The 26,273-nt window shown below is 70.9% G+C and carries 22 protein-coding genes; 9 read left to right on the top strand and 13 right to left on the bottom strand.

The window, feature by feature from the left end; translation table 11 throughout:
- Nucleotides 1–203 precede the first annotated feature (203 nt).
- From ACFVT1_RS21870 to ACFVT1_RS21885, 4 genes are all read left to right on the top strand, one after another.
- Nucleotides 204–1,055 (top strand): Scr1 family TA system antitoxin-like transcriptional regulator, encoded by an 852-nt coding sequence (locus ACFVT1_RS21870; protein WP_389797909.1) that lies wholly within the window; start codon nucleotides 204–206, stop codon nucleotides 1,053–1,055.
- A gap of 11 nt (nucleotides 1,056–1,066) precedes the next feature.
- On the top strand, nucleotides 1,067–1,258 hold the full coding sequence (locus ACFVT1_RS21875) for a hypothetical protein (protein WP_389797911.1): 192 nt from the start codon (nucleotides 1,067–1,069) through the stop codon (nucleotides 1,256–1,258).
- A gap of 183 nt (nucleotides 1,259–1,441) precedes the next feature.
- Nucleotides 1,442–3,736: an ATP-binding cassette domain-containing protein gene (locus ACFVT1_RS21880; RefSeq protein ID WP_389797914.1), complete on the top strand. Its 2,295-nt coding sequence runs from the start codon at nucleotides 1,442–1,444 to the stop codon at nucleotides 3,734–3,736.
- Nucleotides 3,737–3,931: 195 nt separating this feature from the next.
- A complete protein-coding gene (locus ACFVT1_RS21885) occupies nucleotides 3,932–4,906 on the top strand; it encodes an acyl-ACP desaturase (RefSeq protein WP_389797915.1) in 975 nt (324 codons plus the stop codon).
- Between the two features lie 144 nt (nucleotides 4,907–5,050).
- Here ACFVT1_RS21885 and ACFVT1_RS21890 read toward each other — a convergent pair whose 3' ends face one another.
- The 9 genes from ACFVT1_RS21890 to ACFVT1_RS21930 form a co-directional block, all read right to left on the bottom strand.
- Nucleotides 5,051–5,551 (bottom strand): tetratricopeptide repeat protein, encoded by a 501-nt coding sequence (locus ACFVT1_RS21890; RefSeq protein ID WP_389797918.1) that lies wholly within the window; start codon nucleotides 5,549–5,551, stop codon nucleotides 5,051–5,053.
- Between the two features lie 114 nt (nucleotides 5,552–5,665).
- Nucleotides 5,666–5,920, bottom strand: a complete 255-nt coding sequence (locus ACFVT1_RS21895; RefSeq protein WP_362196252.1) for a WhiB family transcriptional regulator — start codon at nucleotides 5,918–5,920, stop codon at nucleotides 5,666–5,668.
- A 481-nt stretch (nucleotides 5,921–6,401) separates the two neighbouring features.
- Nucleotides 6,402–7,475: an LLM class flavin-dependent oxidoreductase gene (locus ACFVT1_RS21900; protein WP_389797920.1), complete on the bottom strand. Its 1,074-nt coding sequence runs from the start codon at nucleotides 7,473–7,475 to the stop codon at nucleotides 6,402–6,404.
- A gap of 4 nt (nucleotides 7,476–7,479) precedes the next feature.
- On the bottom strand, nucleotides 7,480–8,367 hold the full coding sequence (locus tag ACFVT1_RS21905) for an ABC transporter substrate-binding protein (RefSeq protein WP_389797922.1): 888 nt from the start codon (nucleotides 8,365–8,367) through the stop codon (nucleotides 7,480–7,482).
- A complete protein-coding gene (locus tag ACFVT1_RS21910; RefSeq protein ID WP_389797924.1) occupies nucleotides 8,368–9,132 on the bottom strand; it encodes an ABC transporter ATP-binding protein in 765 nt (254 codons plus the stop codon).
- Complete coding sequence (locus tag ACFVT1_RS21915) at nucleotides 9,129–9,959, bottom strand: ABC transporter permease (RefSeq protein WP_389797926.1); 831 nt, start codon at nucleotides 9,957–9,959, stop codon at nucleotides 9,129–9,131. The genes ACFVT1_RS21910 and ACFVT1_RS21915 overlap by 4 nt, the downstream gene beginning before the upstream one ends.
- Nucleotides 9,956–10,972, bottom strand: a complete 1,017-nt coding sequence (locus ACFVT1_RS21920) for an NrtA/SsuA/CpmA family ABC transporter substrate-binding protein (RefSeq protein ID WP_389797928.1) — start codon at nucleotides 10,970–10,972, stop codon at nucleotides 9,956–9,958. The genes ACFVT1_RS21915 and ACFVT1_RS21920 overlap by 4 nt, the downstream gene beginning before the upstream one ends.
- Nucleotides 10,969–12,015, bottom strand: a complete 1,047-nt coding sequence (locus ACFVT1_RS21925) for an ABC transporter substrate-binding protein (protein ID WP_389797931.1) — start codon at nucleotides 12,013–12,015, stop codon at nucleotides 10,969–10,971. The genes ACFVT1_RS21920 and ACFVT1_RS21925 overlap by 4 nt, the downstream gene beginning before the upstream one ends.
- A gap of 151 nt (nucleotides 12,016–12,166) precedes the next feature.
- Nucleotides 12,167–12,277, bottom strand: a complete 111-nt coding sequence (locus tag ACFVT1_RS21930; protein ID WP_389797933.1) for a putative leader peptide — start codon at nucleotides 12,275–12,277, stop codon at nucleotides 12,167–12,169.
- A gap of 197 nt (nucleotides 12,278–12,474) precedes the next feature.
- Between ACFVT1_RS21930 and ACFVT1_RS21935 the strand changes: the two genes are divergently transcribed.
- Together ACFVT1_RS21935 and ACFVT1_RS21940 are read left to right on the top strand one after the other, a co-directional pair.
- The gene (locus tag ACFVT1_RS21935) at nucleotides 12,475–13,257 is read left to right on the top strand and encodes an IclR family transcriptional regulator (protein WP_389797935.1); all 783 of its coding nucleotides are present in this window, start codon (nucleotides 12,475–12,477) and stop codon (nucleotides 13,255–13,257) included.
- 97 nt (nucleotides 13,258–13,354) lie between these two features.
- Entirely contained in the window at nucleotides 13,355–15,577 is a 2,223-nt protein-coding gene (locus ACFVT1_RS21940) for a DEAD/DEAH box helicase (RefSeq protein WP_389797937.1), read from the top strand.
- 4 nt (nucleotides 15,578–15,581) lie between these two features.
- Here ACFVT1_RS21940 and ACFVT1_RS21945 read toward each other — a convergent pair whose 3' ends face one another.
- Complete coding sequence (locus ACFVT1_RS21945; protein ID WP_389797939.1) at nucleotides 15,582–16,751, bottom strand: multicopper oxidase domain-containing protein; 1,170 nt, start codon at nucleotides 16,749–16,751, stop codon at nucleotides 15,582–15,584.
- 329 nt (nucleotides 16,752–17,080) lie between these two features.
- Here ACFVT1_RS21945 and ACFVT1_RS21950 point away from each other — a divergent pair, with 329 nt between their 5' ends.
- Nucleotides 17,081–19,576 carry a ThuA domain-containing protein gene (locus ACFVT1_RS21950; protein WP_389797942.1) on the top strand — a complete coding sequence of 832 codons (2,496 nt, stop codon included), beginning with the start codon at nucleotides 17,081–17,083 and terminating at the stop codon, nucleotides 19,574–19,576.
- Nucleotides 19,577–19,650: 74 nt separating this feature from the next.
- A complete protein-coding gene (locus ACFVT1_RS21955; RefSeq protein ID WP_389798451.1) occupies nucleotides 19,651–21,804 on the top strand; it encodes an OmpL47-type beta-barrel domain-containing protein in 2,154 nt (717 codons plus the stop codon).
- A 12-nt stretch (nucleotides 21,805–21,816) separates the two neighbouring features.
- On the opposite strand, the gene ACFVT1_RS21960 is transcribed toward ACFVT1_RS21955, so the two are convergent.
- On the bottom strand, nucleotides 21,817–22,896 hold the full coding sequence (locus ACFVT1_RS21960) for an ABC transporter permease (RefSeq protein WP_389797945.1): 1,080 nt from the start codon (nucleotides 22,894–22,896) through the stop codon (nucleotides 21,817–21,819).
- Nucleotides 22,893–23,903: a non-homologous end-joining DNA ligase gene (ligD, locus tag ACFVT1_RS21965; RefSeq protein ID WP_389798454.1), complete on the bottom strand. Its 1,011-nt coding sequence runs from the start codon at nucleotides 23,901–23,903 to the stop codon at nucleotides 22,893–22,895. Before ligD ends, ACFVT1_RS21960 begins: the two co-directional genes overlap by 4 nt.
- Nucleotides 23,904–24,001: 98 nt before the next feature.
- Here ligD and ACFVT1_RS21970 point away from each other — a divergent pair, with 98 nt between their 5' ends.
- Complete coding sequence (locus ACFVT1_RS21970) at nucleotides 24,002–25,069, top strand: ATP-dependent DNA ligase (RefSeq protein WP_389797948.1); 1,068 nt, start codon at nucleotides 24,002–24,004, stop codon at nucleotides 25,067–25,069.
- Here ACFVT1_RS21970 and ACFVT1_RS21975 read toward each other — a convergent pair.
- Nucleotides 25,052–26,266: a lytic murein transglycosylase gene (locus ACFVT1_RS21975; protein WP_389797950.1), complete on the bottom strand. Its 1,215-nt coding sequence runs from the start codon at nucleotides 26,264–26,266 to the stop codon at nucleotides 25,052–25,054. The two genes, ACFVT1_RS21970 and ACFVT1_RS21975, sit on opposite strands and share 18 nt — an antisense overlap.
- Between the last annotated feature and the right edge of the window lie 7 nt (nucleotides 26,267–26,273).

The raw sequence follows: 26,273 nt of genomic DNA on the forward strand, positions 1-26,273 counted from the left end.
TGGTGCGAGAGCCGGGAGACAACGCAGTGCGCCCTTCATCAAGATGCCCACATTTCCGGTATTTGTATTAACGATCACACATAGGCATGGTCGCCCCGCGTGAGACGTGCGCTACCGACCGTAGCGCACACTGGAGCACAGTGCTACTACTTGTGTGGTTCCGGTCATTTCGCTCAACCTCCACCCTCGGAAGGACATTTGCCGTGCCGCCCAGAAGCACCCCGACCGCCCGTCAGCAGCGTCTCGGGTACGAACTGCGCAAGCTGCGCGAGCAGTCGGGAATGTCGGCACAGCAGGCCGCCGCACTGCTGGGCGTCGACCGCACCCGCATCCCGAACATCGAGTCGGGCCGGTTCGGCATCAGCGCCGAGCGGGTCCGCACCCTCGCCTTCAACTACGGCTGCCCGGACACCGGTCTGGTCGATCTGCTCGCCGAGATGGCTCAGGAGCGGGCCAGGGGATGGTGGGAGGAGCATCGCGGACTACTGCTTCCCGGACTCCTCGACATCGCCGAACTGGAGTACCACGCAGTGCAGTTGATAACCTCGACCACCACGCACATCCCCGGTCTGCTACAGACCGAAGAACATGCACGCGCGGTTTTCGACACGGCCGATCCGCAGCTGCCCGGGCCCGATCTGCTGGCCCGGCTCTCCCTGCGGCTGCGCCGCCGGGAGGTGCTGAAGCGGGACCGGCCACCGCTGTACGAGTCGTTGATCCACGAGGCGGCCCTGCGCATGCAGTTCGGCGGCCCCAAGGTGGCCAGGGCCCAACTGGACCACATCGTCGACCAGTCCGAGCGGGACCGGATCACGGTCCGGGTGATCCCGTTCACCGCCGGCGGCTTCCCGGGCGCCGGGCAGTCGTTCACCTATGTGGGCGCCGCGGTGCCGCAGCTCGACACTGTACAGCTCGATTCCTCGCACGGTTCGATGCTGCTGGACTCCGATATGCAACTGCGCCGGTACCGGGGCCTGTTGGATCGGCTGCGCACGCTCGCACTGCCGGTCGAGGAATCGCGCGACCTCATCCGATCCATAGCCCAGGACCTCTGAGGAGAGAGACCATGACCGACATCTGCTGGGACGAGGCCTTCTGCAGCGAGGGCGCCAACTGCTTCCGCTTCGGACTCGACGACCAGGGCAGGGCGTACATCGGCTCCACCACGGACACCGGCGCCTACGTCAGTGACTCCATGGAGGCGCTGCGGGCACTGATCTCCGCCGTGAAAGCGGGCGCGGCGGACCATCTGCTCTGACCGTCCGGCGCGGCCGTGCACCGCGCCCCCGTACGCGTCCGCTCCGAGTACGCCGACAGCTCTGAGCGCTCCGCCGACGGGGGCCGGCTCGGGACCGGCCCCCGTTCCTCCGCCCGCAGAGGATCCCGGTCTCCCGGAAAATCCAGACAGAGGCTGTCCGGTATCGCGATTAGCTTCGGGCGCATGGATCGGAAAGCGAACCGGAGCATCGTCATCACCGGGGCACGCGCGAACAATCTGCGCGAGGTCTCCCTCAGCGTCCCCAAGGGGCGGATCACCGTCTTCACCGGAGTCTCCGGGTCGGGCAAGTCGTCGGTCGTCTTCGACACCATCGCCGTGGAATCGCAGCGGCAGCTGAACGAGACCTTCACCTGGTTCCTCCGGAACCGGCTGCCGAAGTACGAACGGCCCCCCGTCGACTCCATCGACGACCTCTCGGTGGCGATCGTCGTGGATCAGAAGCCGCTCGGCGGCAACGTCCGTTCCACCGTCGGCACGATGACCGACATCTGGTCGGTGATCCGGGTGCTGTTCTCGCGGTACGGGACGCCGAGCGCGGGCCCGGCGACGGCGTACTCCTTCAACGACCCCGGCGGGATGTGCCCGGAGTGCGACGGCGTGGGGCGCACGGTCCGCCTCGACATCGACCGGGCGATCGACGTCACGAAGTCGCTCAACGAGGGCGCGCTGCTGCTGCCGGGCCTGTCGGTGGGCAGCTGGGAGTGGCAGCTGTACGCAGGATCGGGCCGGTTCGACAACGACAGGCCGCTCGCGGAGTTCACCGAGGAGGAGCTCCACCTCCTCTTGTACGGAGGGGGCTTCACGGTACGGCTGCAGCTGAAGTCGGCCTCGGCCGACATGCGGTTCGAGGGGATCGCCGAACGGTTCACCCGGCTCTACCTGAAACGGGACACCGAGGCGCTCTCCGAGCGGCGGCGCGAGGCGGCCCGGCGGTTCACGACCGAGTCGGTGTGCTCGTCCTGCGACGGCGCCCGGCTGAACGCGGCCGCGCTCGCCACCCGGATCGACGGCCTCTCCGTGGCCGACTACGGGCGGATGGAGGCCACTGACCTGGTGGACGTCCTGGCCGGGATCGACGACCCGGTGGCCGGTCCGATCGCCTCGGCCGCCCGCGAGCGACTGGAGCGGCTGGTGGGCATCGGCCTCGGCTATCTCAGCCTGGACCGGGAGACCACCACGCTGTCGGGCGGCGAGGGGCAGCGGCTGAAGATGGTCCGGCACCTGGGCAGTTCACTGACCGGCCTGACATTCGTCTTCGACGAGCCGAGCGTGGGGCTGCATCCGCGCGACGTCAGCAGGCTGAACGATCTCCTGGTACGGCTGCGCGACCGGGGCAACACCGTCATCGTCGTCGAGCACGACCCGGACGTGATCGCCGTCGCGGACCACGTCGTCGACATGGGTCCGAGGGCGGGCGCGAACGGCGGACACGTCGTGTTCGAGGGCCCGGTGGACCGGTTGCGCCAGGCGGACACCCTCACCGGCCGGTGCCTGCGCCGCCGGACACCGCTCAAGGAGGCCGTCCGCTCCCCCACCGGGCACATGCCGGTGACCGGCGCCGCACTGCACAACCTCAAGGACGTGGACGTGGCGTTTCCCGAGGGTGTGCTGACGGTGGTGACCGGCGTGGCCGGATCCGGCAAGTCCACACTCGTCTCCCGGGTGTTCACCGCGGCGTACCCGGAGGCGGTGGTCGTCGACCAGGGGGCGATCACCGCGTCGTCCCGCTCCACCCCCGCCTCGTACATCGGCGCGCTGGACTCCATCCGCAAGACCTTCGCCCGGGAGAACAACGTCGAGCCGGGCCTGTTCAGCTTCAACTCGTCGGGGGCGTGCGGGCATTGCCAGGGGCGTGGGGTCATCCACACGGATCTCGCGTTCATGGACCCGGTGACCACCACCTGCCAGGAGTGCGAGGGGCGGCGCTTCCACGACGACGTGCTGAAGCACCGGGTCGGCGGTGCGTCCATCGTCGACGTCCTGGAGATGACGGCCTCCCGGGCGGCCGGGCTCTTCCACGACCGGGCACTGCTGCGGAAGCTGCACACGCTCGACGAGGTCGGTCTGACGTATCTGACGCTCGGGCAACCGCTCAGCACGCTCTCCGGCGGTGAGCGCCAGCGCATCAAGCTCGCCACACAACTGCACCGGACGGGGAGTGTGTACGTGCTGGACGAGCCGACGACCGGTCTGCACATGGCGGACACCGGCACGCTCGTCGATCTGCTGGACCGGCTGGTCGACGCGGGCAACAGCGTGATCTGCGTGGAGCACAACCTCGATGTGCTCAAGCGCGCCGACTGGGTGATCGACCTGGGCCCCGAGGGCGGCAGAAACGGCGGCGCACTGGTCTTCGAGGGGACACCGGCGGCACTGCTCGGTCATCGCACCTCGTTCACGGCCGAATACCTGCGCCGCGATCTGGGTCCGGGGAGCCGCCCGGACGACGGGTCATGACAGCGCACTCGGCTCCGTACCGGTGGATCCGGAGAGTGACGAACACCCGCCACCGTACCTCCTTCACCTGCGCACATAACGTTACGTAATCGGGCATTCCGGAGGCTGGATTGGCGATGGGCTTACCGCCGCTTTAACCTACGGTCTCGTAACCTACGTATCCGTAGGTAATTCTCCCGTCCCCAGGAGTCCCCCGTGACGATCACCGCTCCCCACCTCGGCAGTCCGAAGGCGTGGACCGACGCCCAGCTGCTGTACGCCCTGGAAGAGGTGGTGGAGAAGGAGCTCAACCGCCATCTCAAGGTCGCGAAGGACTGGATGCCCCACGAGTACGTGCCGTTCTCCGACGGGCGGAACTTCCCGGGCGTCTTCGAGGACGGTGAGGCCTGGCAGGCCGACCAGTCCAAGGTCACCGACATCGGCAAGGTCGCGCTGGTCGTGAATCTGCTGACGGAGGACAACCTCCCCAGCTACCACCACGAGATCGCCTCCCTCTTCGGCCGGGACGGCGCCTGGGGCACCTGGGTGCACCGCTGGACCGCCGAGGAGGGCCGGCACGGCATCGTGATGCGCGACTACCTGCTCACCTCGCGCGCCGTCGACCCGGACAAGCTGGAGCAGTTCCGGATGGCGCACATGGCGGAGGGCTTCGAGTCCGACAACCGTCACTCGATGCTGCACTCCGTGGCGTACGTCGCCTTCCAGGAGCTGGCCACCCGTGTCTCGCACCGCAACACCGGCCACCAGTCGGGCGACCCGGTCTGCGACCGCATGCTGGCGCGCATCGCGACCGACGAGAACCTGCACATGGTCTTCTACCGCAATCTCCTCGGCGCGGCCTTCGAGCTGGCCCCCGACCTGACGATGCAGGCCGTGCGCGATGTCGTCGTCAACTTCCGGATGCCCGGTCACGGCATGCCGGGCTTCGAGCGGGCCGCCGCGCAGATGGCGATCGGCGAGATCTACAACATGCGCATCCACCACGACGACGTGATCCAGCCCGTGCTGCGCTACCTGAAGGTCCTCGACATCGACGGCCTGGGCCCCGACGGGCTGAAGGCCCAGGACGAACTGGGCCTGTACATGGGCGGTCTGGACAGCGAGGCGTCGAAGTTCGACGAGAAGCTCGCTGCCCGCAAGGCGCGGATGGCGGCGCGCGCCCGCGCCTGACGCCAGGCCGTCGCCGGCCGCCGGACGGGACACTGCTCCGCAGACCTGCCCGGCGGCCGGGAGTCCGTCCGGCCGCCACGGGACGACGGCGCCCCGGGGCCCGTCCCCCGGCCCGCCGCCGGGGGCCGGGCGCCCCGCGCCGGGTCACATCGTCGCGTGCAGGTCCTGCGCGTAGTGCTCGATCGCCTTTCGGTACTGCCGCACATGGGGGTCCTCGCTGGTGGCGGCGAGCAGTCTCAGCAACAGCTGCGTGGACTCGTGGTGCTCGCCGGTGTTGAAGAGGGCCATGGCGAGAAACGCCCGCAGCGCGCCGTCGTCGGGAAACCGCTCGACGCCCTCGCGCAGGACCTCGACGGCCTTCTCGTACTGCCCGAGCACCCGATGGGTGCTCCCGAGACCGAGCAGGGCACCCCGGCGGTCCTCCTGGGACAGCCCGGTCCCGCCGAGGCAGCGTTCGTAGAACGGCACGGCCTCGGCCTCCAGACCGAGCACATCATGGGCCCAGGCGGTCTGGTAGGCCACTTCCGCGTCCGCGGGGAAGGCGGCGGAGAGGGCGAGCAGTTGCTGCCGGGCCTCCTCCGGGCGGCCATCGGTGCGCAGCCGCACGGCTGTCGCGAGCAGGGTGTCTCTGTCGTGATCGTTCATGCGGGCATTGTCCCAGGTCGGCGCAGGCCCGTCCGGCTGCGGGGGCGCCGCCCGCCACCTCTGCGTGCGCCCCCCACCGGACGGGCCGAAGCCCGTCGCACGGGCAGGATGTGTTCAGGCCCGCGCGCGACCGGTTCTGCGCAGCCGCTCCCGCTCCTTCTCCGAGAGTCCGCCCCACACGCCGAACCGCTCGTCGTTGGCGAGGGCGTACTCCAGGCAGGCTTCGCGCCCCTCGCAGGCGTTGCAGAGCTGTTTCGCCTCACGGGTGGAGCTGCCGGGGGCGGGAAAGAAGAACTCGGGCCCCGCCTGTGCGCACAGCGCCGTCTCCTGCCAGGCGAGCGCGGGGTCGGCCGCGGTGTTGATCAGCATGGCACCCACAGTGCCCGGTGGCGATAAACGACTGATCAACGCTCCATCAATACGGCGCGCCGATGACTTCCGGTCAGCTCTGCGGCGGCTGCGTCCCTGTCGGCCGCTTCTCTGACGGCCGCGCCTCCAACAACCGCGCACTCTTGATCAGGCCGAATTCCGCGCCGTCCGGATCGGTGACACCGGCGAACCCGCCGACGCCCTGCCTCTCCACCGGCCGCCGTGCCAGCCGGCCCCCCAGCCGCTCCACGCCCGCGACGGCCCCGTCGAGGTCGGGCGTGCCCAGACCGATCCGGTCGGGCGCTCCGGTGACAGCACGGGTGGTGAGCAGGGCGTGCTCCTTCGGCGAGGCCCGTTCTCCCGGTGCAGGCGTGTCATTCCTGACGCTCCGAGTCTCGCAGCGGGCACCGGCGACCGCAGCCCGCGCCCGGCGGGCGGGTGGCGCCGCTGTACGCCGTACGGGGAAGCCGTCCGCCGCGTCTCAGCCCTTCACCCCCAGCGCCGGGAGCACCGTCTCCGCCACCCGGTAGGCCTCTTCCAGCAGCGGATTCCCGGAGAGGATGAAGGTATCGACGCCCAGGTCCTCGAACTCCTTGAGGCGCTCGACGACCTGGGCTGTCGAGCCGACGACCGCGGTGCCGGGGCCGGGGCGGAAGAGGCTCATGCCCGGCCACATGTTGGGGTACACCTCCAGTTCCCGTGCGCGGGCGGGGACCTTGCCGCCGTGCTGGCGGAACTGGCGCTGCCAGCCCACGCCGTCCTCTCCCGCGCGGTCGCCGAGCTGTCGGGCGTACGTCGCGTCGCTCGTGACGTCGAGGAGCCGGTCGGCCGCCGCCCAGGCCGCCTCCGCCGTGTCGCGGACGATGAGGTGGAGGCGCAGTCCGATCCTGAGTGTGCGGCCGTACGCGGCGGCTCGCACCCTGACCCTCTCCAGCTTCTCCTTGAGCAGGTGCGGGGGCTCGCCCCAGGTCAGGAAGACGTCGACGTGCTCGGCCGCCATCTCGATACCGGGGTCGGAGGAGCCGCCGAACCAGAGCGGGATGTGCGGTTCCTGGACCGGTTTCAGCTCCCCGAAGGACGCGCCCGCGTTCTTCAGGTCGTAGAAGCGGCCCTTGTGGTCGAAGACTTCGCCCGCGGTCAGCCGCTTGACGATCGACCAGTACTCGGCACTCAGCTCGTACCGTTCGTCGTGCTCCACGTGGAGTCCGTACTCCTGAAGGGACTTGGTGGAGCCGTTGACGACGTTGAAGCGGAGCCGGCCGCCGAAGAGGGTGTCGAAGCTGAGGGCCATCTTGGCGAGCAGGGTGGGCGGGATCAGACCGGGGTGGACGGCCAGCAGGGGCTTGAACGCGGTGCTGGTGGAGGCGGCCAGTGCGCTGCCGAGCGGCCAGACGTCGTACAGGTCGGTGGCCAGCAGCGCACCGCTGTAGCCGAGGCGTTCGACCGCACCGGCGAGCTGGGCGAGGTAGCCGAGATCCACCGGGCGCCGCCCTTCGGGCTCCCAGGGGTAGGCGCCCTCACGCGGGATGATGTACCAGAGGACTTCGGTCGCCATGTCGTCACGCCGCCTTGTCCGCGGCGGCGCCGGCCAGGGCGTGGGCGACGGTGACCGGCCGGTCGATGAAGCCGGTGCGGTGGAAGATGTCGGCCGCTTCCTGCTGCTCGGCGACGAAGGCGTCGGTGACGGGTTCGATCTTCCAGGGCAGGGCGCGCAGCGCGGTCTCCCAGTCGTCGGCGGACCCGCCGAGGTCGGCGGCGGCGATCTCGGCGGCCTGGCGGGGGTGGGCGGCCGCCCAGTCGTCGGCGCGCCGCAGAGCGCGGGTGAGCGCCTCGATGATCTCGGGGCGGCTCTCGGCCAGGTCGCGGCGGGCGAAGAAGACGGATCGGTCGGTGATGACGTCGCCGGTACGGACCAGGGTGCGCAGCCCTCCGGTGCGGCGGGCCGCGGCCAGCTGGGCGCCCTGGGCGACCCAGGCGGCGATGGCGCCGGTGCGGAGCAGTTCCTCGCTGTCGTCGCCGCTGCGGACGGCGGTGATGTCGTCGGCGTAGGAGAGCCCGGCGTCGTCGAGCGCCTTGGCGACCAGATGGGTCTGCCAGGAGCCGATCGCGAGGTGGACAGTGGTGCCCTTGAGGCCGGCGACGGTACGCACGGGGCTGTCCTCCGGGACGAGGAGCGCGCCGTGTTCGGGGCGCGGGGCGGAGACCGCGGTGTACACGATGTCGTGGCCGGCCGCCTGGGCGGTGACCGGCGGGGTGGAGCCGGTGCCGCCGAAGTCGATCACGCCCCGGCTGAGGAGTTCGCCGGTGCGGACGCCGTTGGTGTACGGGTGGAAGACGACGCTCTCGCCGAGCGGGGCCAGCTCCTCCTGAGCGAGGCCGAGCCGGGAGAGATGGTACAGGTGGTAGAGGGACGGGTTGCTGCTGTGCACACCGATGGTGAGGGTCATTCAGATCACTCCGACTTCGGTACGTTCGGGGGCTGTTGGGGGATGCGAGGGGTGCGGGGCCGTCTCGACCCCGAGGTCGTCGAGGAGGCGTCGGCGCAGGGCCGCGAACGCGGGGTCGCCCGGATCGCGCGGGCGGCCGACGGTGACGGGCTGGTCCGTGATGAGCCGGCCGCTGCGCAGGACTGCGACCCGGTCGGCGAGGCGTATCGCCTCGTCCACGTCATGGGTGACGAGGAGGACGGCGGGCCGGTGGTTGCGGCACAGCTCCTCCACCAGGTCCTGCATCTTCAGTCGGGTCAGGGCGTCGAGTGCGGCGAACGGCTCGTCCAGCAGCAGCAGTTCGGGCTCCCGGACCAGGGCGCGGGCGAGCGCGACCCGTTGGGCCTCGCCACCGGAGAGGGTGGTGGGCCAGGCGTCGGCGTGCCGCTCCAGACCGACTTCGGCCAGGGCCCGCAGCCCGTGCTCGGAGCGGCTGCGGGGCAGGGCCACCGTCACGTTGGCGAGCACCTTCTTCGACGGTACGAGTCGGGGCTCCTGGAAGACGACGGTGCGGGCGCGGGGGACGAGGACCTCGCCCTCGTCGGCGCCGTCGAGCGCGCCCAGGATGCGCAGCAGGGTCGTCTTGCCGCTTCCGCTGGCGCCGAGCAGGGCGACGAACTCGCCTTGTGCGATGTCGAGTCGGAGCCCGTCGAGCACGGCACGGTCGCCGAAGACGCGGCGCAGTCCCCGTACCCGAACGGCGGTCTGTTTCGTCTCCTGGGTCATCGGGCGGCTCCCTGCGGGGTGCGCCAGGGCATCAGCACGCGTTCCAGCAGCCGTACGACGATGTCGGCGGTGAGTCCGAGCAGTCCGTAGACGAGGATGCAGACGGCGAGGACGTCGGTGCGGGCGTAGCTCTGCGCCTGGGACATCAGATAGCCGATCCCTGCCGTGGCGTTGATCTCCTCGGCGGCGATCAGGGCGATCACGCTGAGTGTCATGGAGAGCCGCAGCCCGGCGAGCAGCGACGGCAGGGCTCCGGGCAGGACGACTTCGCGCACGAGGGCGAGCCGGCCCATGCCGAAGCTGCGCATGGCTTCGATGAGTCCGGGGTCGGTGTTGCGCACCCCGCTCGACGTCGAGACGTACATCGGGAAGGTGGTGGCGACGGCGATGAGCAGGATCTTCGCGGTCTCGTTGATCCCGAACCAGACCATGAACAGGGGCACGAGGGAGAGGAACGGGATGGTGCGCAGGGTCTGGAGGGAGGAGTCGAGGAGTTCGTCGCCGAGGCGGGTGAATCCGGTGGTGATGCCGAGGGTCAGCCCGGCGGCGAGCCCGATGAGGAGGCCGAGTCCGGAGCGGGTGAGGGAGGTGGTGAGCGCGTCGGGCAGTTGCCCGTTGCCCCACAACTCCCCGACCGCGCGGAGCACTTCGGTGGGCGAGGCCAGTACGTCGGGGGTGAGGAGTCCGGTGGCGGATGCCGCCCACCACAGGACGAGGAGGGCGACGGGGCCGAGCGCCCGGACGGTGAGGGAGTAGGCTCGGCTGCGTGCCCTGCGCCGCGGGGGGCGTGGCCGGACGAGGCCCGGACGGAGGGTGGCGTCGCTCATTTCAGCTTCTCGATGTCGAGGAGATGGGCGGCGACGTCGACCTCGCCCGTGGTGACCCGCTGCTCGGCGTAGAAGGCGGCGACGGCCTTGAAACGCTTGATGTCCTCGGGCCCGATGGGGCCGACCGTGCCGCCCTTGCGGGTGAAGTCGATCTGGACCTGCTCGGCTTTCCCGGTGACGGCGGTCGGCCCGGCGTCCGTGAAGACGTTCAGGTAGGCGGCCGGGTTCTGCTTCTCCTTGGCGCTGGCGTCGCGGAGGTACTGGTACAGCGCCTTCACCACCTTCGGGTGCTGCTCGGCGAAGCCGGTGCGTACGGCGTTGAGGCTGTAGTTCTCGGAGCCGATCGCGGCGCCGTCGGCGACGAAGTGCGCTGTCCCCGTGCCGATTTCGGCGACGGCGTAGGTGGCCCAGACGGCCCAGGCGTCGACCTTGCCCGCGTTGAGGACGGCGGCCGTCTGGTCGGGCCGCAGATACACCCGCTCGACCTCGTCGGCGGGGATGTTCGCCTTGGCGAGAGCCTTGAGCAGCAGGTACTCGCCGGTGCCGCCCTGGTTGACGGCGACCTTCCTGCCGACCAGATCGGCGACCGACGCGATACCGGAGCCGTTCTTGACGAGGATGCCCTCGCCCGCCGCGTCGGGGTCGACCGCAGTGAAGAACTTGAAGCCGGGGCGCCGCGCGAGCGAGGTGATGCCGGAGGTGAGGGAGCCGGTGGCGATGTCGAGCTGGTCGGCGTTCATCGCCTGGGCGGCCGGGGCGAACGGTCCGGCGCTGCCGGTCCACCGCACCTTGGCGCCGGCCTTCGCGAGCGCCTTGTCGAGGCTTCCGTCCTTCTTACCGACGGCGAGCACACCGGAGTTGCCGGGGTCGGGGATGCGGATGACCACCGCGGCACCGGAACCGCCTCCGGCGCCGTCGGCCCCGGAGGTGCCGCAGGCGGTCAGGGCGAGGAGTGCGGTGGCCGTGAGGAGCGCGGGGGCGAGGCCCGTGCGCGGGGGTCGGGGAAGGGTCATGGTGTCGGGGTCCTCGTGGCTCGGGAGGCGGGAAGCGGGGAGACGGCGGGGCGGGCGCCGGCGAGTGCGGCGGCGCGGCGCAGCGGCTCGGGGTCGGCCCAGGCCGTGACGTCGACAGGGTCGGGCAGGAAGCCGTGGGCGCGCAGCCCGGCCTCCTGCTCGGCGAGGAGGGCGAGGCGTTCCGCGGAGAGGTCGGGGTGGAGGGTGAGGTGGGTGCCCGGCCGGTAGGCCCCGGCGACCCCTTCGGCTCCCGCGCCGGTCTCGGCGCCGAGGATGCGGGCGACCTCGCCGGGCTGTCCGGCGGCCCAGTCGGCGGCCCTGAGCAGGACGGCGAGGAAGCGGTCGACGAGGCCGGGGTGGTCGTCGAGGAGGTGCTGGTGGACGGTGATGGGGCGCGGGGTGCCGTTGTTGACGCGGAACCGGCGGCCGGGCAGGTCGTCGAGTTCCACGGCGACCTCGGCGCCCGCCCGCCGTGCGGCCTCGACGGCGAGTGCGCCCTTCACGTACACGGCGTCGACGTCACCGCGCCGCAGCGCTGCCAGTTCGGCGGCCCACTGGCCCCGGTGTTCCGTGGCGGGTACGTCGACGAGCGTGGCGTCGTCCCGTGCGAGTCCGGCACTGGCGAGGACGCCCTCGAAGCCGCGCAGTGCCATGGCCCGCCAGAAGTCGATGGCGATGTCGTGTGCGGGAACGGCGAGCCGCAGCCCGCGCAGGGCGTGGGCGCCCCGGATGCCGGAGCCGGGCCGGACCAGCACGGTCTGCCGTTCCTCGATCCAGGTGAGACCGATCAGCCGGGTCCGCTCGCCGCGCGAACGGGCCCACAGGGCGGGGACGTTGCCCCCTTCGCGGAAGAGTCCCGGCAGGGCGTGGGTGAAGTGGGCGGCACGGTCCGCGTCGGGCGCGGCGTCCTGGAGGGAACGCACCGTGATGCCGTCGGGGGCGAACTCTTCGGTGAGCCACTGCCGGTCGGCGGCGATGCCGGTCGCGGTGGGTACGGGACAGCGGGTGAACCAGAGGGTCCGGGGCAGGACGGCAGGCGTCATGGAGTCTTCCCGAGGGGTCGGCGAAGCAGGTGGAGCGGTGGCCCGTGACACGTATGTCAGAGGTGGGCGCACCGTGTACGGCTGAGAGCTGCCCGGGCCGCGGCGGAAACGCGGCGGCGGGCAGGAGGAGGGAGCCGGGAGGGGAAGGGGGTCAGCTACAGGCGGCGCTGGAGACCCGCGCCAGGTCGATGTGACGGCGCAGCGTCAGGGCGAGCAGGACCGGAGCGGTGCGGGCGGGGGTCGCGGTTCGGCAGCCGGCCACGGCACTGCTCCCTTCTGCTCGTCGGTGCTGACGTGCAGAGCCTGCCACGGACTTACAGCGACTCACAACTCGCTTCCCATGATGTGGGATTGAGTATGAACGGAGTGTTTCAGGGCCCTGTTTCCCTGCTTCTCGACTCCCGTAATGTGGCAATCACCTGGACCGCCATCCCCCTCACGAGCGGAGAGTGACCCGATATGACCGAGGCCGCGACGGTGCGTGCTCCCGGCGGAGCGCAGGCGGTACGGCGCGCCCTGGACGTCCTGCACTGCTTCCATGACAACGGCCCCGATCTCAGCGCCTCCGACCTCGCCCGCCGCCTCGGACTGTCGGTCTCCACGGCACACCGGCTGGCCCGCACCCTGCTCGGCGCGGGCTTCCTGGAGCAGGATGCCCGTACGTCCCGCTACCGGCTCGGCCTCGCCGTGACCGAACTGGGCCGGCTCTCGTACCACCAGCGCGGTCTGCATCTGGCCGCCCCGGAGCTGACCGACCTGGCCGAGCGCACGGGCGCCACCGCCGATCTGGCGCTGCGCAGCGGCCCCCACGCGGTGATCGTCGCCGGTGGTTCGGTCACTCCGAAGGTGGGGCTGCGCAGGCCGCTGCACTCCACCGCGCTCGGCAAGGTGCTGCTGGCCTGGGCCCGGCCCGGCGAGGGCGGGCCCTCCTCGCTCCCTCCGCTCCCCGCGTTCACCGACCGCACGATCGTCGAACCGGCCGCGCTGGAGGCCGAATTGGCGAAGGTGCGGTCCGACGCGTACGCGCTCAACGACGGCGAGTCGGCGCACGGGGTGCGCACCCTGGCGGTCCCGGTGCTGGACGGCGGCGGGTACGCGCGCTTCGCTCTGGCGGTCCGGGCCACGCCGTCCGTGATCACGGACGCGCGCACCGAGTGGTTCCTCTCGCAGGCCCGCTCCTGCGCGCGGGCCCTGGAGGTCCTGCTGCTCTCCCCGGCGGAACGCCGACCCACCGCGGGCTGAGCCGGAGGCGCTGTCCGCGCCCCGTGGCACGATATGAATCGCCCGGGGCAGGCGCCGGGCGGGAGGGCAGCCCGGCTGCGCGGACAGAGGGACGTACATGACAGAGGCCGGACCGACGGAGGTCCGGGCGCCCACGGGGAGGGCGGCCCGGGAACTGCTGGCGCAGGCCGAGCGGCTGCTGGAGACGGCGCGCACGGTGCTGACCGATCACGCCCGCGCCGTCGACGCGGTGCACGCCGCGCTGTCGCCGCTGCTCGACTCCCTCATCCGTCGCGAGTTGTCGGCCATCCCGGTCTCCCGGCTCAAGGACGTCACCGAGGGCAGACTGCGGCTGGGCGCGGTCGAGCAGGCCGGCTTCACGACCGTGGGCCAGGTCCACGAGGCGAACCGCTACGAGCTCCGCCAGATCCCCGGCGTCGGCGCGCAGACAGCCGACCAGGCACTGGCCGCGGCCGGGCAGATCGCCCACGCGGTACGGGACACGGTCGCGGTCCGGATAGACGTGGACACCCCGGACGAATCCATGACCGCGCTGGTCACCGCCTTGCACCGGCTGGTCGGGGCCGGCCCCGACGTCCGCCGGGCCGTGGACGCGGCGGGCCGGCTCGTCGGTCGCCTCGATCCCCTCGTGGCCGCCGCGGGACCCGCGCGGGGACGGCTGCGCATGGTGTTCGCCCGGCACCGGAGCCGCACCCAGGCGCTGGAGGCCGTCGCCTCGGTTCAGGCCGCCGTCGCCGAGGCGGCCGCACGCGAGCTTCCCCTGCTGTTCGGGCAGGTGTCGGTCGATCTGCTACGGGCCCCGGAGTCGGACCTCGCGGCGTGGGTCGACTTCGAGGTGCGGTCCGCCGAGTACTACAGCCTGCTGGCCGAGATGTCGGGCACCGGCCCCGACCGGGACGCGGCGGAGGGGTTCCTGCCCTCCGGGATCGCGGACCGGGTGCGCGGTCTGCGGCTGGACGACGCCCATCTGCGGGTCTCCCTGCGCGGCTACCAGTCGTTCGGCGCACGGTTCGCGCTCGCGCAGAAGCGGGTGATCCTCGGCGACGAGATGGGTCTCGGCAAGACCGTCCAGGCCATCGCCGCGCTCGCGCACCTCTCGGCGCGGGGCGAGACGCACTTCCTGGTGGTCTGCCCGGCGAGCGTGCTGATCAACTGGGCACGCGAGGTCCGGGCCCGTTCGACCCTGCGCGCGCTGCCGGTGCACGGGCCGGAGCGGCAGGGCGCCTTCGCCGAGTGGCGCGAGAGCGGCGGGGTCGCGCTCACCACGTTCGACGCCCTGCACACCCTGCCGGCCCCCCGGGACTGCGGCATGAGGCCCGGCATGCTGGTGGTCGACGAGGCCCACTACGTCAAGAACCCCGAGACCCGCCGCTCCCGGGCGGTGTCCGGCTGGACGCAACGCACCGAGCGCGTGCTGTTCCTGACCGGTACGCCGATGGAGAACCGGGTCGAGGAGTTCCGCAGCCTGGTCCGCCATCTCCAGCCCGAATTGGCCCCATCGATCCACACCACCCACGGGGCGGCCGGATCGCACGCGTTCCGCAGGGCCGTCGCCCCGGCCTACCTTCGACGCAACCAGGCGGATGTGCTGACCGAACTCCCGGCGCTGGTGCAGGTCGACGAGTGGGAGGCGTTCAGCGCGGACGATCTCGACGCCTACCGCGAGGCGGTGGGCGCCGGGCAGTTCATGCGGATGCGCCGGGCCGCGTACGACCGGCCCGCGACGTCCGCGAAGCTCAACCGGCTGCGCGAGCTGGTCGCCGAGGCCGCGGACACTGGTCTCAAGGTCGTCGTGTTCTCGTACTTCCGCGAGGTGCTCCGCACGGTCGAACAGGCTCTGGGGGCGGGCGTGTTCGGCCCGCTCTCCGGAAGCCTCCCGGCCGCCCGCCGCCAGGAGATGATCGACGGGTTCGGTGCCGTCGACGGCCATGCCGTCCTCCTGAGCCAGATCCAGGCGGGCGGTATCGGGCTGAACATGCAGGCCGCTTCGGTGGTCATCCTCTGCGAGCCGCAGATCAAGCCGACGATGGAGCATCAGGCGGTGGCCCGCGCCCATCGGATGGGGCAGATACGGACGGTCCGGGTGCACCGGCTCCTCGCGGCCGACAGCGTCGACGAGCGGATGCTGAACATCCTCGCCCGCAAGGAGCGGCTCTTCGACCTGTACGCACGGCGCAGCGACGTCGCCGAGACGACGCCCGACGCGGTGGACGTGTCGGACGGGGCTCTCGCCCGGCGCATCGTCGAGGAGGAACAGCTGCGCCTCGCGACCGGGGCGGCCGGAGCCGCCGGGGCGGTCGGAGCGGCGTCGGAGACCTGACGGGTCAGGACTTGTGCGCCGCCGGGTCGTGGGCCGCCGGGTCCTTCGCCGTACCGCCGGAAGCGCTGTTCCCCGACGGCGTCCTGTCGGGAGCCGTCCCGCCCGGAGCCGTCCCACCCGAGGGCGTCTCCCCTGGAGCCGTCTTGCCGGGCGCGGCCTTGTCCGGAGCCGTCTTGCCGGGTGCGGTCTTGTCCGGCGCGGTCTTGTCGTGCGTCGTCTTGGCGTTCGGGTCGTAGCCCGGCACGGTGCCGTCGGCCTTGGCGACCAGCAGCAGCCCGGCCATGCCCATGTCGGAATGGCTCTGCACATGGCAGTGGTACATCCAGGCGCCCGCCCCCACGTGTTCGCCCGCGATGACCTGGAAGCCGAAGGAGTCCGCAGGTCCGACGGTCTTCGTGTCGACGACGCGGCTCGGATCGTCCGGGCCGGTCAGCAGGCCGGTCCGGTTGTCCGCCCAGCGATGACCGTGGAGGTGGAACGTGTGGAAGTAGTCGCCGTGCGTGATCATGACCACTTCGAGCCGGTCCCCCACCGTGGCCTGGAGGTCGGGGGCCTGGTGGGCCGCCTTGTTGTTGATCGTCATGTCGTTGAAGACGATCGTGATCGTCTTGTCCGGCAGGATGTCGCCCTTGCGACGGACGATCAACGGGCCGTAGAGGCCCTTCCGGATTCCGCCGGTGCCGTGGTCCGTACCGACGACGTGGTCGTGGTAGTGCCAGTAGCCCGCACTGCCCTGCTGCCAGGTGCCGTCCTTGCGACGGCCCGCCGGGTGGGTGCGCCAGGTGTAGGTGCGGGTGCCGCCCGGCTCGACGATGCTCTTGTTCAGCCGGGTGCCGTCGCTCGCGATGTCGTAGTCGACGCCGTGGGGGTGCAGGCTGACCGGCACATCCATCGTGTTCTCGAACTCGATGTGCAGGGTGTCGCCCTCATTGATCTCGATGAGGGGACCGGGGATCGTTGCCTTGCCCTTCTCCAGGCCGTATCCCATCTGACCGTCGGCCAGCTTCTCCGCGTACAGCTTGAGATGGCGGACGATGCCGCCTGCCGGGGCGGTCCTGGGTGGGGGTTCCGCCGAGCTGGCCTCGATCGTCCCGAGAGACAACGATGTCACGCCGGTCACGGCCGCCACCCCGCCACCCACCAGGAACCGCCGGTTGAAGCTCCTTCTGTCCATGATGAACTCCCCACTGCACTAAGGAATTTACGGAGTTTTGCGAACATGCCCGGAACGCGGGGACTGCCCGGATCGCGGGGACTGCCAGGTCGCGGAGACTGCGGGACTGCGGAGATACGGAGGTTACGGCGATCGCGGCGGCTTCGGAGGCTGCCGGGGTTGGCGAGGCGCGGGTGCCCCCCGGACGGCCCACACCGTAGCCGGGGGATCTTCGTTTATCCACACCCAGGACAAAGTTCGTGCCATTGCTGCCATAGCTATTGGCGAGCCGCGAAAAGAGGTCTAGCTTCATCCGCTGTTGCAGTGACCAAAGAGGGGTGGGTGACCACATGCAGCGCACACCACATCACAGGTCCAGATCGCGACGCGGACTCGCGGCGGCCCTGGCGGCCGGCGCACTGACCGCTTCCCTGCTCGGCGGCAACGCCGCCAGCGCCAGACCCTATCCGGAACCCGGGCCGCGCAGTGTGGCGACAACGTTGTCCCTGCCGTCGCCGCCCGGCGGCGCCGATGTCAAGGTGCTGGTGTTCCACGCCTCCGCCACCGAGGAGTCCCCGACCGTCGACGCCGGGATCGCGGCCATCGAGAAGATCGGGCTCACCGGGCCGGAGGCCGGTCGGTTCAGGACCGTCGCCACCGACGACCCGGCCGTCTTCACCAACGGCAAACAGCTCGGCAAGTACAACGCCGTCGTCTTCCTGACCGGTGGCGGCGATGTGCTCGACCCCGAGCAGGAGGCCGGCCTGGAGGCGTACATGGAGGCGGGCGGCGGCTTCCTCGGCATCCACGACGCGGCGCGCACCGAGCCGTACTCGGACTGGTTCACCGGTCTGGTCGGGGCCCGTCCGGCGGCCGGCAGTCCGACCGGCGTACAGCGTGCGACGGTCGAGGTCGGGGACCGGCAGCATCCGGCGACCAGGAACCTCCCGCTGGAGTGGAAGCGTCCCGACACCTGGCTGAACTGGACGGAGAATCCGTCCGGCGACGTGCACACCGTGGCCCGCGTCCGGGAGACCACGTACAACCCCGGCGCGAGTGCCAACGGCTGGGACCATCCGGTCTCCTGGTGCCGCGACTACGACGGCGGCAGGTCCTTCTACACGGCGATGGGCGGTACGGTCGACAGCTTCGCGGAGACCGACTTCCGCGACCATCTGCGCGGCGCACTGGACTGGACGACGCGGATCTCACAGGCCGACTGCAAGGCCACGATCGACGCCGACTACCAGGCCGAACGCGTCACCCGGCCCAACCAGCCGGGGCAGAACGACCAGATCGGCGAGCCGCACGGGCTGGTCGTCGCGCCGGACGGACGGGTGCTGTACATCGGGCGCGGCGGCGCCGACAGCAGCAAGCCGGTCGTCACCGACTGGAACGACCCGGACATCGGCAAGGGGCTGGGACAGATCCATGTCTACGACCCGAAGACCAAGAAGGTCACCCTCGCCGGCGAGCTGACGGTCTTCGGCAACAAGGGCGGCGGCGACGAGCTGGTCAAGGTCGAGGAGGGGCTGCTCGGGATCGAGCTGGACCCGGACTTCGAGAAGAACGGCTGGGTGTATCTGCACTACACACCCCACGCGAAGATCGACCGCGACAAGCAGATGGCGGTACGTCAGGTCTCCCGCTTCACCCTGGACCCGGCCACCGACAAGCTGGATCTGTCCTCCGAGAAGGTGCTGCTGCACTGGCCGGTGCAGATCCACAGCTGCTGCCACGCGGGTGGCGGGATGGCCTGGGACTCCAAGGGCAATCTGTACATCGCGACCGGTGACAACAACTCCTCCGGTTTCAGCGACGGTTACTCCGGCAACAACCCGCAGCCGAACTACAAGGGCGTCTCGTTCGCCGATGCCCGGCGCACCGCGGGCAACACGAACAACCTCAACGGGAAGATCCTGCGGATCCACCCCGAGGACGACGGCACCTACACGCTGCCCGAGGGCAACCTCTTCACCGGCAAGGAGCCGGACGAGGGCGGCGGCAGGACCCGCGGCGAGATCTATGTGATGGGGGTCCGCAATCCGGCCCGCATCTCCATCGACAAGTCGACCGACACCCTGTACGCGGGCTGGGTCGGCCCCGACGCGGGCTCGCCCTCCACCACCTGGGGCCCGGCCAAGTACGACACGTTCGCCGCGATCACCAAGGCGGGCAACCACGGCTGGCCGTACTGCATGGGCAACAAGCAGCCCTACCGGGACCGCAATCTGCCCGACCCGGGCAAGCCGCTCGGCTGGTACGACTGCGACCACCCCAGGAACGAGTCGCCGAACAACGACGGCCTGGTGAACCTGCCGCCCATCACTTCCAACACCATCTGGTACTCCCCGCAGGGCGGTGGCGTGGACTACCCGCGCGACGCCAACGGCATCCCGAGCTACAAGGTGGAGGAGCAGAAGCAGCTGCTGCCGTGGCTCAAGGGCGGCGGTCAGGCCACGATGAACGGCCCGGTCTACCGGTACGATGCGGCGAGCACCAGTGCCGACAAGTGGCCCTCCTACTGGGACGGCAAGTGGTTCGTCGGTGACTTCTACGACGACACCCAGCCGCGGCACGCCGTGCTCACCGACCCGAAGACGGTCGGCAAGGGCGGTCTGCCCACGCACGCCGAGTCCCTGAGGAAGATCGTCCCGGTCGGCGCGGACGGCATCCGCAACCTGATGGACTGGAAGTTCGCCCCGGACGGCTCGCTGTACGTCCTGGACTACGGGCGCGGCTTCTTCACCTCCGACTCCAAGTCCGCGCTGTGGCGTGTGACGTACAAGGGCGGCGGTCCGACCCCGGCCGCCGAGGACCTGGCCAGGAAGGCGGCAGTGCGGTGAGACACCGTTCGATCTTCTCGCGGCAGCGGTACCGGCCCGTCCGGTTGTGGTTCGCGCTGCTGGGTTCGTTCCTGATGGTGCTGGGGCTGACCTCGACGGCGGCGTACGGCCGTACGGCGGCTCCGGCCGCCGCGGCGGCCGACCAGGTCCTCACCTGGACGGCGGGCGACCCCATCGACCACTATCTGTCCGCTCCGAAGACCGCGGTGGCGGGGAAGGCGACCATCGTCTTCGAGAACAGCGCGGCGACCGGCAACACCACGGGGATGCCGCACACCCTGACCTTCAGCGTCTCGGACCCGGAGTTCAACAACGACGTCACGCTGAACATCCTGGCCAACCCGGCCGACGACCAGGGCGGCAGGCACACCGCCGAGGTCACGCTCTCCCCCGGCCGGTACTTCTACCACTGCACCATGCCGGGGCACGAGGCGATGCAGGGCATCCTGACCGTGACGGACGGCGGCGGTACGGACACCACCGCGCCCGAGACCTCGGCGAAGGTCGACGGCGACAAGAACGCCGACGGCGCGTACATCGGCCAGGCGGTGGTCACCGTCTCGGCGACCGACGACGGCTCGGGTGTCGACACCGTCGAGTACGCGGTCGGGGCGGACGGCGCCTGGCAGCCGTACACCACCCCGGTCGTGGTGAACGAGGTCGGCGCGCACACGATCCGCTACCGGGCCACCGACAAGGCGGGCAACGCCGCGGCCGAGAAATCCGTCGGCTTCACGGTCGCCGCACCGCCGACGGACGACACGACACCGCCGGAGACCTCGGCGACCGTGTCCGGCGAGAAGGACGACCAGGGGCGGTACCTGGGGATGGCGACGGTCACCGTGACCGCCTCCGACACCGGGTCCGGCGTCAACACCATCGAGTACGCGGTCGGGGCGGACGGCGCCTGGCAGCCGTACACCGCGCCCGTGATGGTGCACGAGACCGGCACCCACACGGTCCGCTACCGGGCCACCGACAGGGCGGGCAACGCGGCGGCCGGGAAGTCGGTCGGCTTCACCGTCGTCGCCCCGCCGACGCAGGACAGGACGCCGCCGGAGACCTCGGCGAGGGTCGAGGGGGACAAGAACTCCGACAACGCCTACATCACCAGCGCCGAGGTGACCGTCACGGCGACCGACACCGAGTCCGGCGTGGACAGGATCGAGTACTCGCTCGACGGCGGCCCGTACCTCGCGTACACCGCCACCGTCGTCGTCGACCGCGTCGGCTATCACACCGTCGCCCACCGGGCGACGGACAAGGCCGGCAACACCTCCCTGGCGAAGCAGGTGTCGTTCACCGTCGCCGCGAGCGGCGGCGTGCCGGCGCCGAACTGCCCGGAGTTCGACGAGCGGCTCACCGTCATCGTCGGCACGGTCGACACCGGGGTTCCCAACCGCATCACCGGCAACCGCTGCACCATCAATGAGCTCATCGAGGACGAGAAGGACTGGTCGTCGCACGCCCTGTTCCTCAAGCACGTGGACGGCGTCCTCGACAAGCTGCTCACCGCCGGCGTGATCGACGCCCGCGAGCACAAGCTGATCTACCGGGCGGCCAAGCAGTCGGGGATCGGCGGGCCGGGCCAGGACGAGGGCTACAAGAAGCTCTTCGACGGCACGGCGGCGTCCTTCGCCAAGTGGCAGCAGGTGGGCGGCGGCAGGTTCGGGCTCAACGCCGACGGCACCATCACCAGCTCCACCGCGGTGGACGGCATGGGCATGCTCTGGTTCCCGGGCCGGCAGTACGGCGACTTCTCGCTGAAGCTCCAGTGGCGCGACGACGCTCCCGGCACGGGCAACGCCAACAGCGGGGTGTTCGTGCGCTTCCCGAACGTCCACGGCAACCCCGAGGAGTCACGACCGGAGTGGGTCGCCATCAAGTACGGGCACGAGGTGCAGATCCTCGACCGCCCGGACGGCGACATGTACAAGACCGGCTCCGTCTACGGCTTCGACCGGATCGGCCTGGCCGGCGCCGGGGTCACTGCCAAGGGCACCTGGAACGACTACGAGATCCGGGTGGTGGACCAGCACTACTCCGTCTACCGCAACGGCGTCCTGCTGAACGAGTTCGACAACAACGGCGGCCAGGTCTTCGAGCCGCCGCGGGGCGACGACCCGGGCACCGACGGCCGGCGGTACGCCTCCGGTTACATCGGACTCCAGGTCCACAGCACCGCGGACGTGGTCTCGTACCGCGACATCCGGATCAAGGAGCTGTAGCCCGGACCGGCGTCAGGTGGCCGTGGCCGCGTGCAGGGGCATGTGGTCACGGCCACCGGGGTGCCGGTGGCGCCACACCCAGAACACCGTGCAGGAGACCAGCGCCCAGCCGGCGAGGACCAGGTACGGGAAGACCCGCTGGTGCCCCGGGTAGTAGACGGCGGCGTGCTGGGCGTTGACCGAGGCGCCCGGCGGGAGCCAGCGGCCGATGAAGCCGAGCACCGACGGCAGCAGCGGCCAGGACACCGCCCCACCGGAGGACGGGTTTCCGAGCATCACCATCAGCCCCCAGGTGGGGATCATCGCCCAGCGCCCGATCAGGGTGTTGAACATGGTGAAGACCATGCCCGTGGTGAACATGGTGAAGGCGAGGATCAACCACGACTGGACGAACGGCAGGTCGACGGAGCCGAGCAGCCAGTCCACCACGGCGGCGATCGCGAACCCGCCGAGCAGGGAGTAGGCGACGGTGAACCCGACCCGCTCCAGGGGCTCCAGCGCCTTGGCGTGCACGCTCAGCTGGATCGCGCCGATGAACCCGACGATCACCGCGGCGAGCGAGATGTAGAAGAGGGCGAGGCCGCGCGGGTCGCCCCGCTGCAGGGGCTTCACGTCCGTGACCTTCACCGGCACATGGGCCGCCTCCCCCACCTTCAGCGTGGACTCGGCGAGCAACTGGGCGACCGAGGCCCCCGACGCGCTCGCGACGTCCAGGCCGACGCCGCCGTTCTCGGGCCGCAGGACGGCGAAGACCTTCTGCTCCTCCAGCGCGATGCGGGCCCCGGCTTCGGTGGCGTACTCGTGCAGCACCAGCGAGGCGTCGAGCGCGCCCTCCAGCCGGTCGAGGAAGACCCTGTCGCGCGCCGTGCCGAGGTGGCCGACCACGGCGGCCGGGATGTTGCGCGGGGTCGGGTTGGCCATCGCGTACGTGTAGGAGCCCGCGAAGAGCCCGGCCGCGGCCGCGATGATGAACAGGAGTACGACGGCGGGCAGATACGGGGACGCCTTGAACGCCGCCCATCGGTCACCGCGGGCCGGGGGCCGGCCATGTTTCCCGCGGGGGGTGACGGGCTCCAGGTCCGGTGCGCTCATGCATCGCCGTCCTCGGCGTGCCGGGCCCGGCTGGGCTGGACCCGCTTGGGCTCGCCCGGCATCTTCGGGTACTCCGGCGGGTACGGCAGGTCGCCGAGCCCGTGCTCCCGCTCGTCCCGGTCGGCCAGTTCCAGCAGCCCGTCGAGCCGGAAGGCGTGCTCGTCCATGTCCGCGTGGACGTCGCCGGCCTCGGCACAGCGCTTCGGCATCGTCCTGATGTCGAAGTCGCGCGGTTCGGCGTCGTCGATCTCCTCCCAGCGCAGCGGGGCCGAGACCGGGGCGTGCGGGAAGGGGCGTACGGAGTAGGCGGAGGCGATCGTGCGGTCCCGGGCGGTCTGGTTGTAGTCGACGAAGATCCGCTCGCCGCGCTCCTCCTTCCACCAGGCGGTGGTCACCCGGTCCGGCATCCGGCGTTCCAGTTCGCGCCCGGCGGCGATGGCGGCGCGGCGGACCCCGGTGAAGGTCCACCGCGGCTCGATGGGGACGAAGACGTGGATGCCCCGGCCGCCGGAGGTCTTGGGCCAGCCGCGCAGGCCGTGGTCGTCGAGGACGGACCGCAGCTCATGGGCGGCCCGTACCGCGTCGGCGTAGTCCGTTCCCGGCTGCGGGTCGAGGTCGATGCGCAGTTCGTCCGGGTGGTCGGTGTCGCCGGCGCGGACCGGCCAGGGGTGGAAGGTGAGCGTGCCGAGGTTGGCCGCCCAGATGACGGCGGCGAGCCCGGTGGGGCAGATCTCGTCGGCGGAACGGCCGCTGGGGAAGTCGATCCGGGCGGTGGGGATCCAGTCGGGAAGGTTCTTCGGGGCCCGCTTCTGGTAGAAGGACTCTCCGTCGACACCGTCCACGAAGCGCTGGAGGGTGGTCGGCCGATCGCGCAGGGCGCGCGTGATGCCGGGGCCCACGGCCAGGAAGTACTCGGCCACGTCCCTCTTCGTGTAGCCCTTCTCCGGAAAATAGACCTTGTCCGGACTGGACAGCCGTACGGACCGTCCGTCGGCTTCCAGCTCCACCGCTGTTCCCGCTGCACCCATGACGGTCACGGTAGGCCGGGTTCACATATGCCGCATATCGGGAGATTTATCCGCACTCATGGGCGACAATCACGGTCATGGATCTGCCGGTGATGCCGCCTGTGAAGCCGATGCTCGCCAAGTCCGTCTCCACGATCCCGCCCGGTATGCAGTACGAGGCCAAGTGGGACGGCTTCCGCGCGATCGTGCACCGCGACGGCGACGAGGTGGTGATCGGCAGCCGTACCGGGAAGCCGCTCACCCGCTACTTCCCCGAGCTGGTCACCGCCGTCCGCGGCAATCTGCCGCCGCGCTGTGTGATCGACGGTGAGATCGTCGTCGCCCACGGCGGCAGGCTCGACTTCGACCGGCTCAGCGAGCGCATCCACCCCGCCGATTCCCGGGTGCGGCTGCTCGCCGAGCGGACCCCAGCCAGTCTGGTCGCCTTCGACATCCTGGCGGTGGGCGACGATTCGCTGCTCTCCCTCCGGCAGTCCGACCGGCGTGCGGTACTGGAGGCGGCCCTGTCCGGCGCCTCGCCCCCCGTCCACCTCGCACCGGCGACCACCGACCCGGCGCTCGCCCAGCAGTGGTTCGACCACTACGAGGGCGCGGGGCTCGACGGAGTGGTCGCCAAGCCGCTCGATCTGCCGTACCGCCCCGACACCCGGGTGATGTACAAGATCAAGCACGAGCGGACCGCCGACTGCGTGGTGGCGGGGTACCGCCCCCACAAGAGCGGCCCGGTCGTCGGCTCGCTGCTGCTCGGCCTGCACGACTCCGCGGGCGTCCTGCAGCACGTCGGGGTCTGTGCAGCCTTCCCGATGAGACGGCGCCAGGAGCTGGCCGCGGAGCTGGAGCCGCTGCGCATCGACTTCACCGGCCATCCGTGGGCGGCGTGGGCGGACGCCGAGGCACACGAACACGCCCGGCTGCCCGGGACGCCGAGCCGCTGGTCCGGGAAGAAGGACCAGTCGTGGGTGGCGCTGCGTCCGGAACGGGTCTGCGAGGTGGCGTACGACCACATGGAGGGCGACCGGTTCCGGCACACCGCCCAGTTCCGCCGGTGGCGGCCGGACCGCACCCCGGACAGCTGCACGTACGCGCAGCTGGAAGAGGTGGTGCGGTACGACCTGGCCGAGGTGCTGTCAGCCGGCGGGCGCTGAGTCCGAGGGCGTGGGGCACGGCTCCTCGGTCGTGCCGGGTCCGGGGGACGGGGGCTCGGTGGTCCCGGCCGATTCGGTCGGATCCGGTGACGGCGTGTCCGTCGGACAGCCCGGAGTGGGCTCCGAGGTGCCGGGGTCGGGGCTCGTGCCGGGGTCCGGGGTGGCCGGGCCGCTGCCGGTCGGATCGGGTGAGCCGGTGCCCGAATCGGTGGGGTCCGGGGAGCCGGTCGGATCCGGGGAGCCGCTCGGTGAGCCGGAGGGTTTGGGGGACGCGGAGGGCGAGGGACCGTGCGAACCGCCGGGCTGCGGGCCCACGATGATGCCGCCGCCCGGAGCGCCGGGACCGCCCACCGGGTGCGCCGGCTTGTTCGGCCCGCCCGCCCCCGGGCTCTTCGGGACGGTGCCCTTGCCGTCGGCCACCGGGTGAATGCCCTTGCGGTAGAACTCCAGCCAGGACAGCACCGTGCGCAGATAGGTGTCCGAGTGGTTGTAGCTGAGGATCGCGCGGTCCAGATCGGCCTTCACCGACAGATCGCGCGGTCCGGCACAGAGGTAGTACCCGGCGGCCAGGGCGGCGTCGTAGATGTTGCTGGGATCGCGGCGCCCGTCACCGTTGCCGTCCTTGCCCCAGTGGGCCCAGGTGGACGGGATGAACTGCATCGGGCCGACCGCCCGGTCGTACGTCCGGTCACCGTCGTACACGCCCCCGTCGGTGTCGCGGACGGTGGCGAAACCGTCGCCGTTGAGCACCGGTCCGAGGATCGGGCCGAGCGTGGTGCCATGGGCGTCGACCCGTCCACCGCCGGCCTGGCCGGACTCGACCTTGCCGATCGCGGCGAGCAGTTGCCACGGCAGCCGGCAGCCGGGGTCGGTGCGTCCCAGTGCTGTCTCCGCCTTGCGGTAGGCGGCGAGCACCGTGGCCGGAATGCCCGCCTCGGCCCAGGAGCGGGCGACGGCCGGGCTCTGCTTCACGCCGGCCCGCGGCGGCTCCGGCGACTGCAGCGGCGGCAGTTCGGTGTGGTACGAGTCGTCGTTGGCCACGTGGGTCCACCTGACCTCGTCGGCCTCGTGGCGCTCCTTCGCGGTCTGTTCGTGGTGGACGAGTCCCGGTGCCTGGGACGCGGTGAGCGCGGCCATCGCGGCGACCGCGGCTGCCGTGCCGCCGAGTCCGCGGCGCATGGTGCCGTTGAACCTCATGCGTGCT

It is taken from the genome of Streptomyces sp. NPDC057963 (assembly GCF_042887155.1).
Lineage (GTDB): Bacteria > Actinomycetota > Actinomycetes > Streptomycetales > Streptomycetaceae > Streptomyces.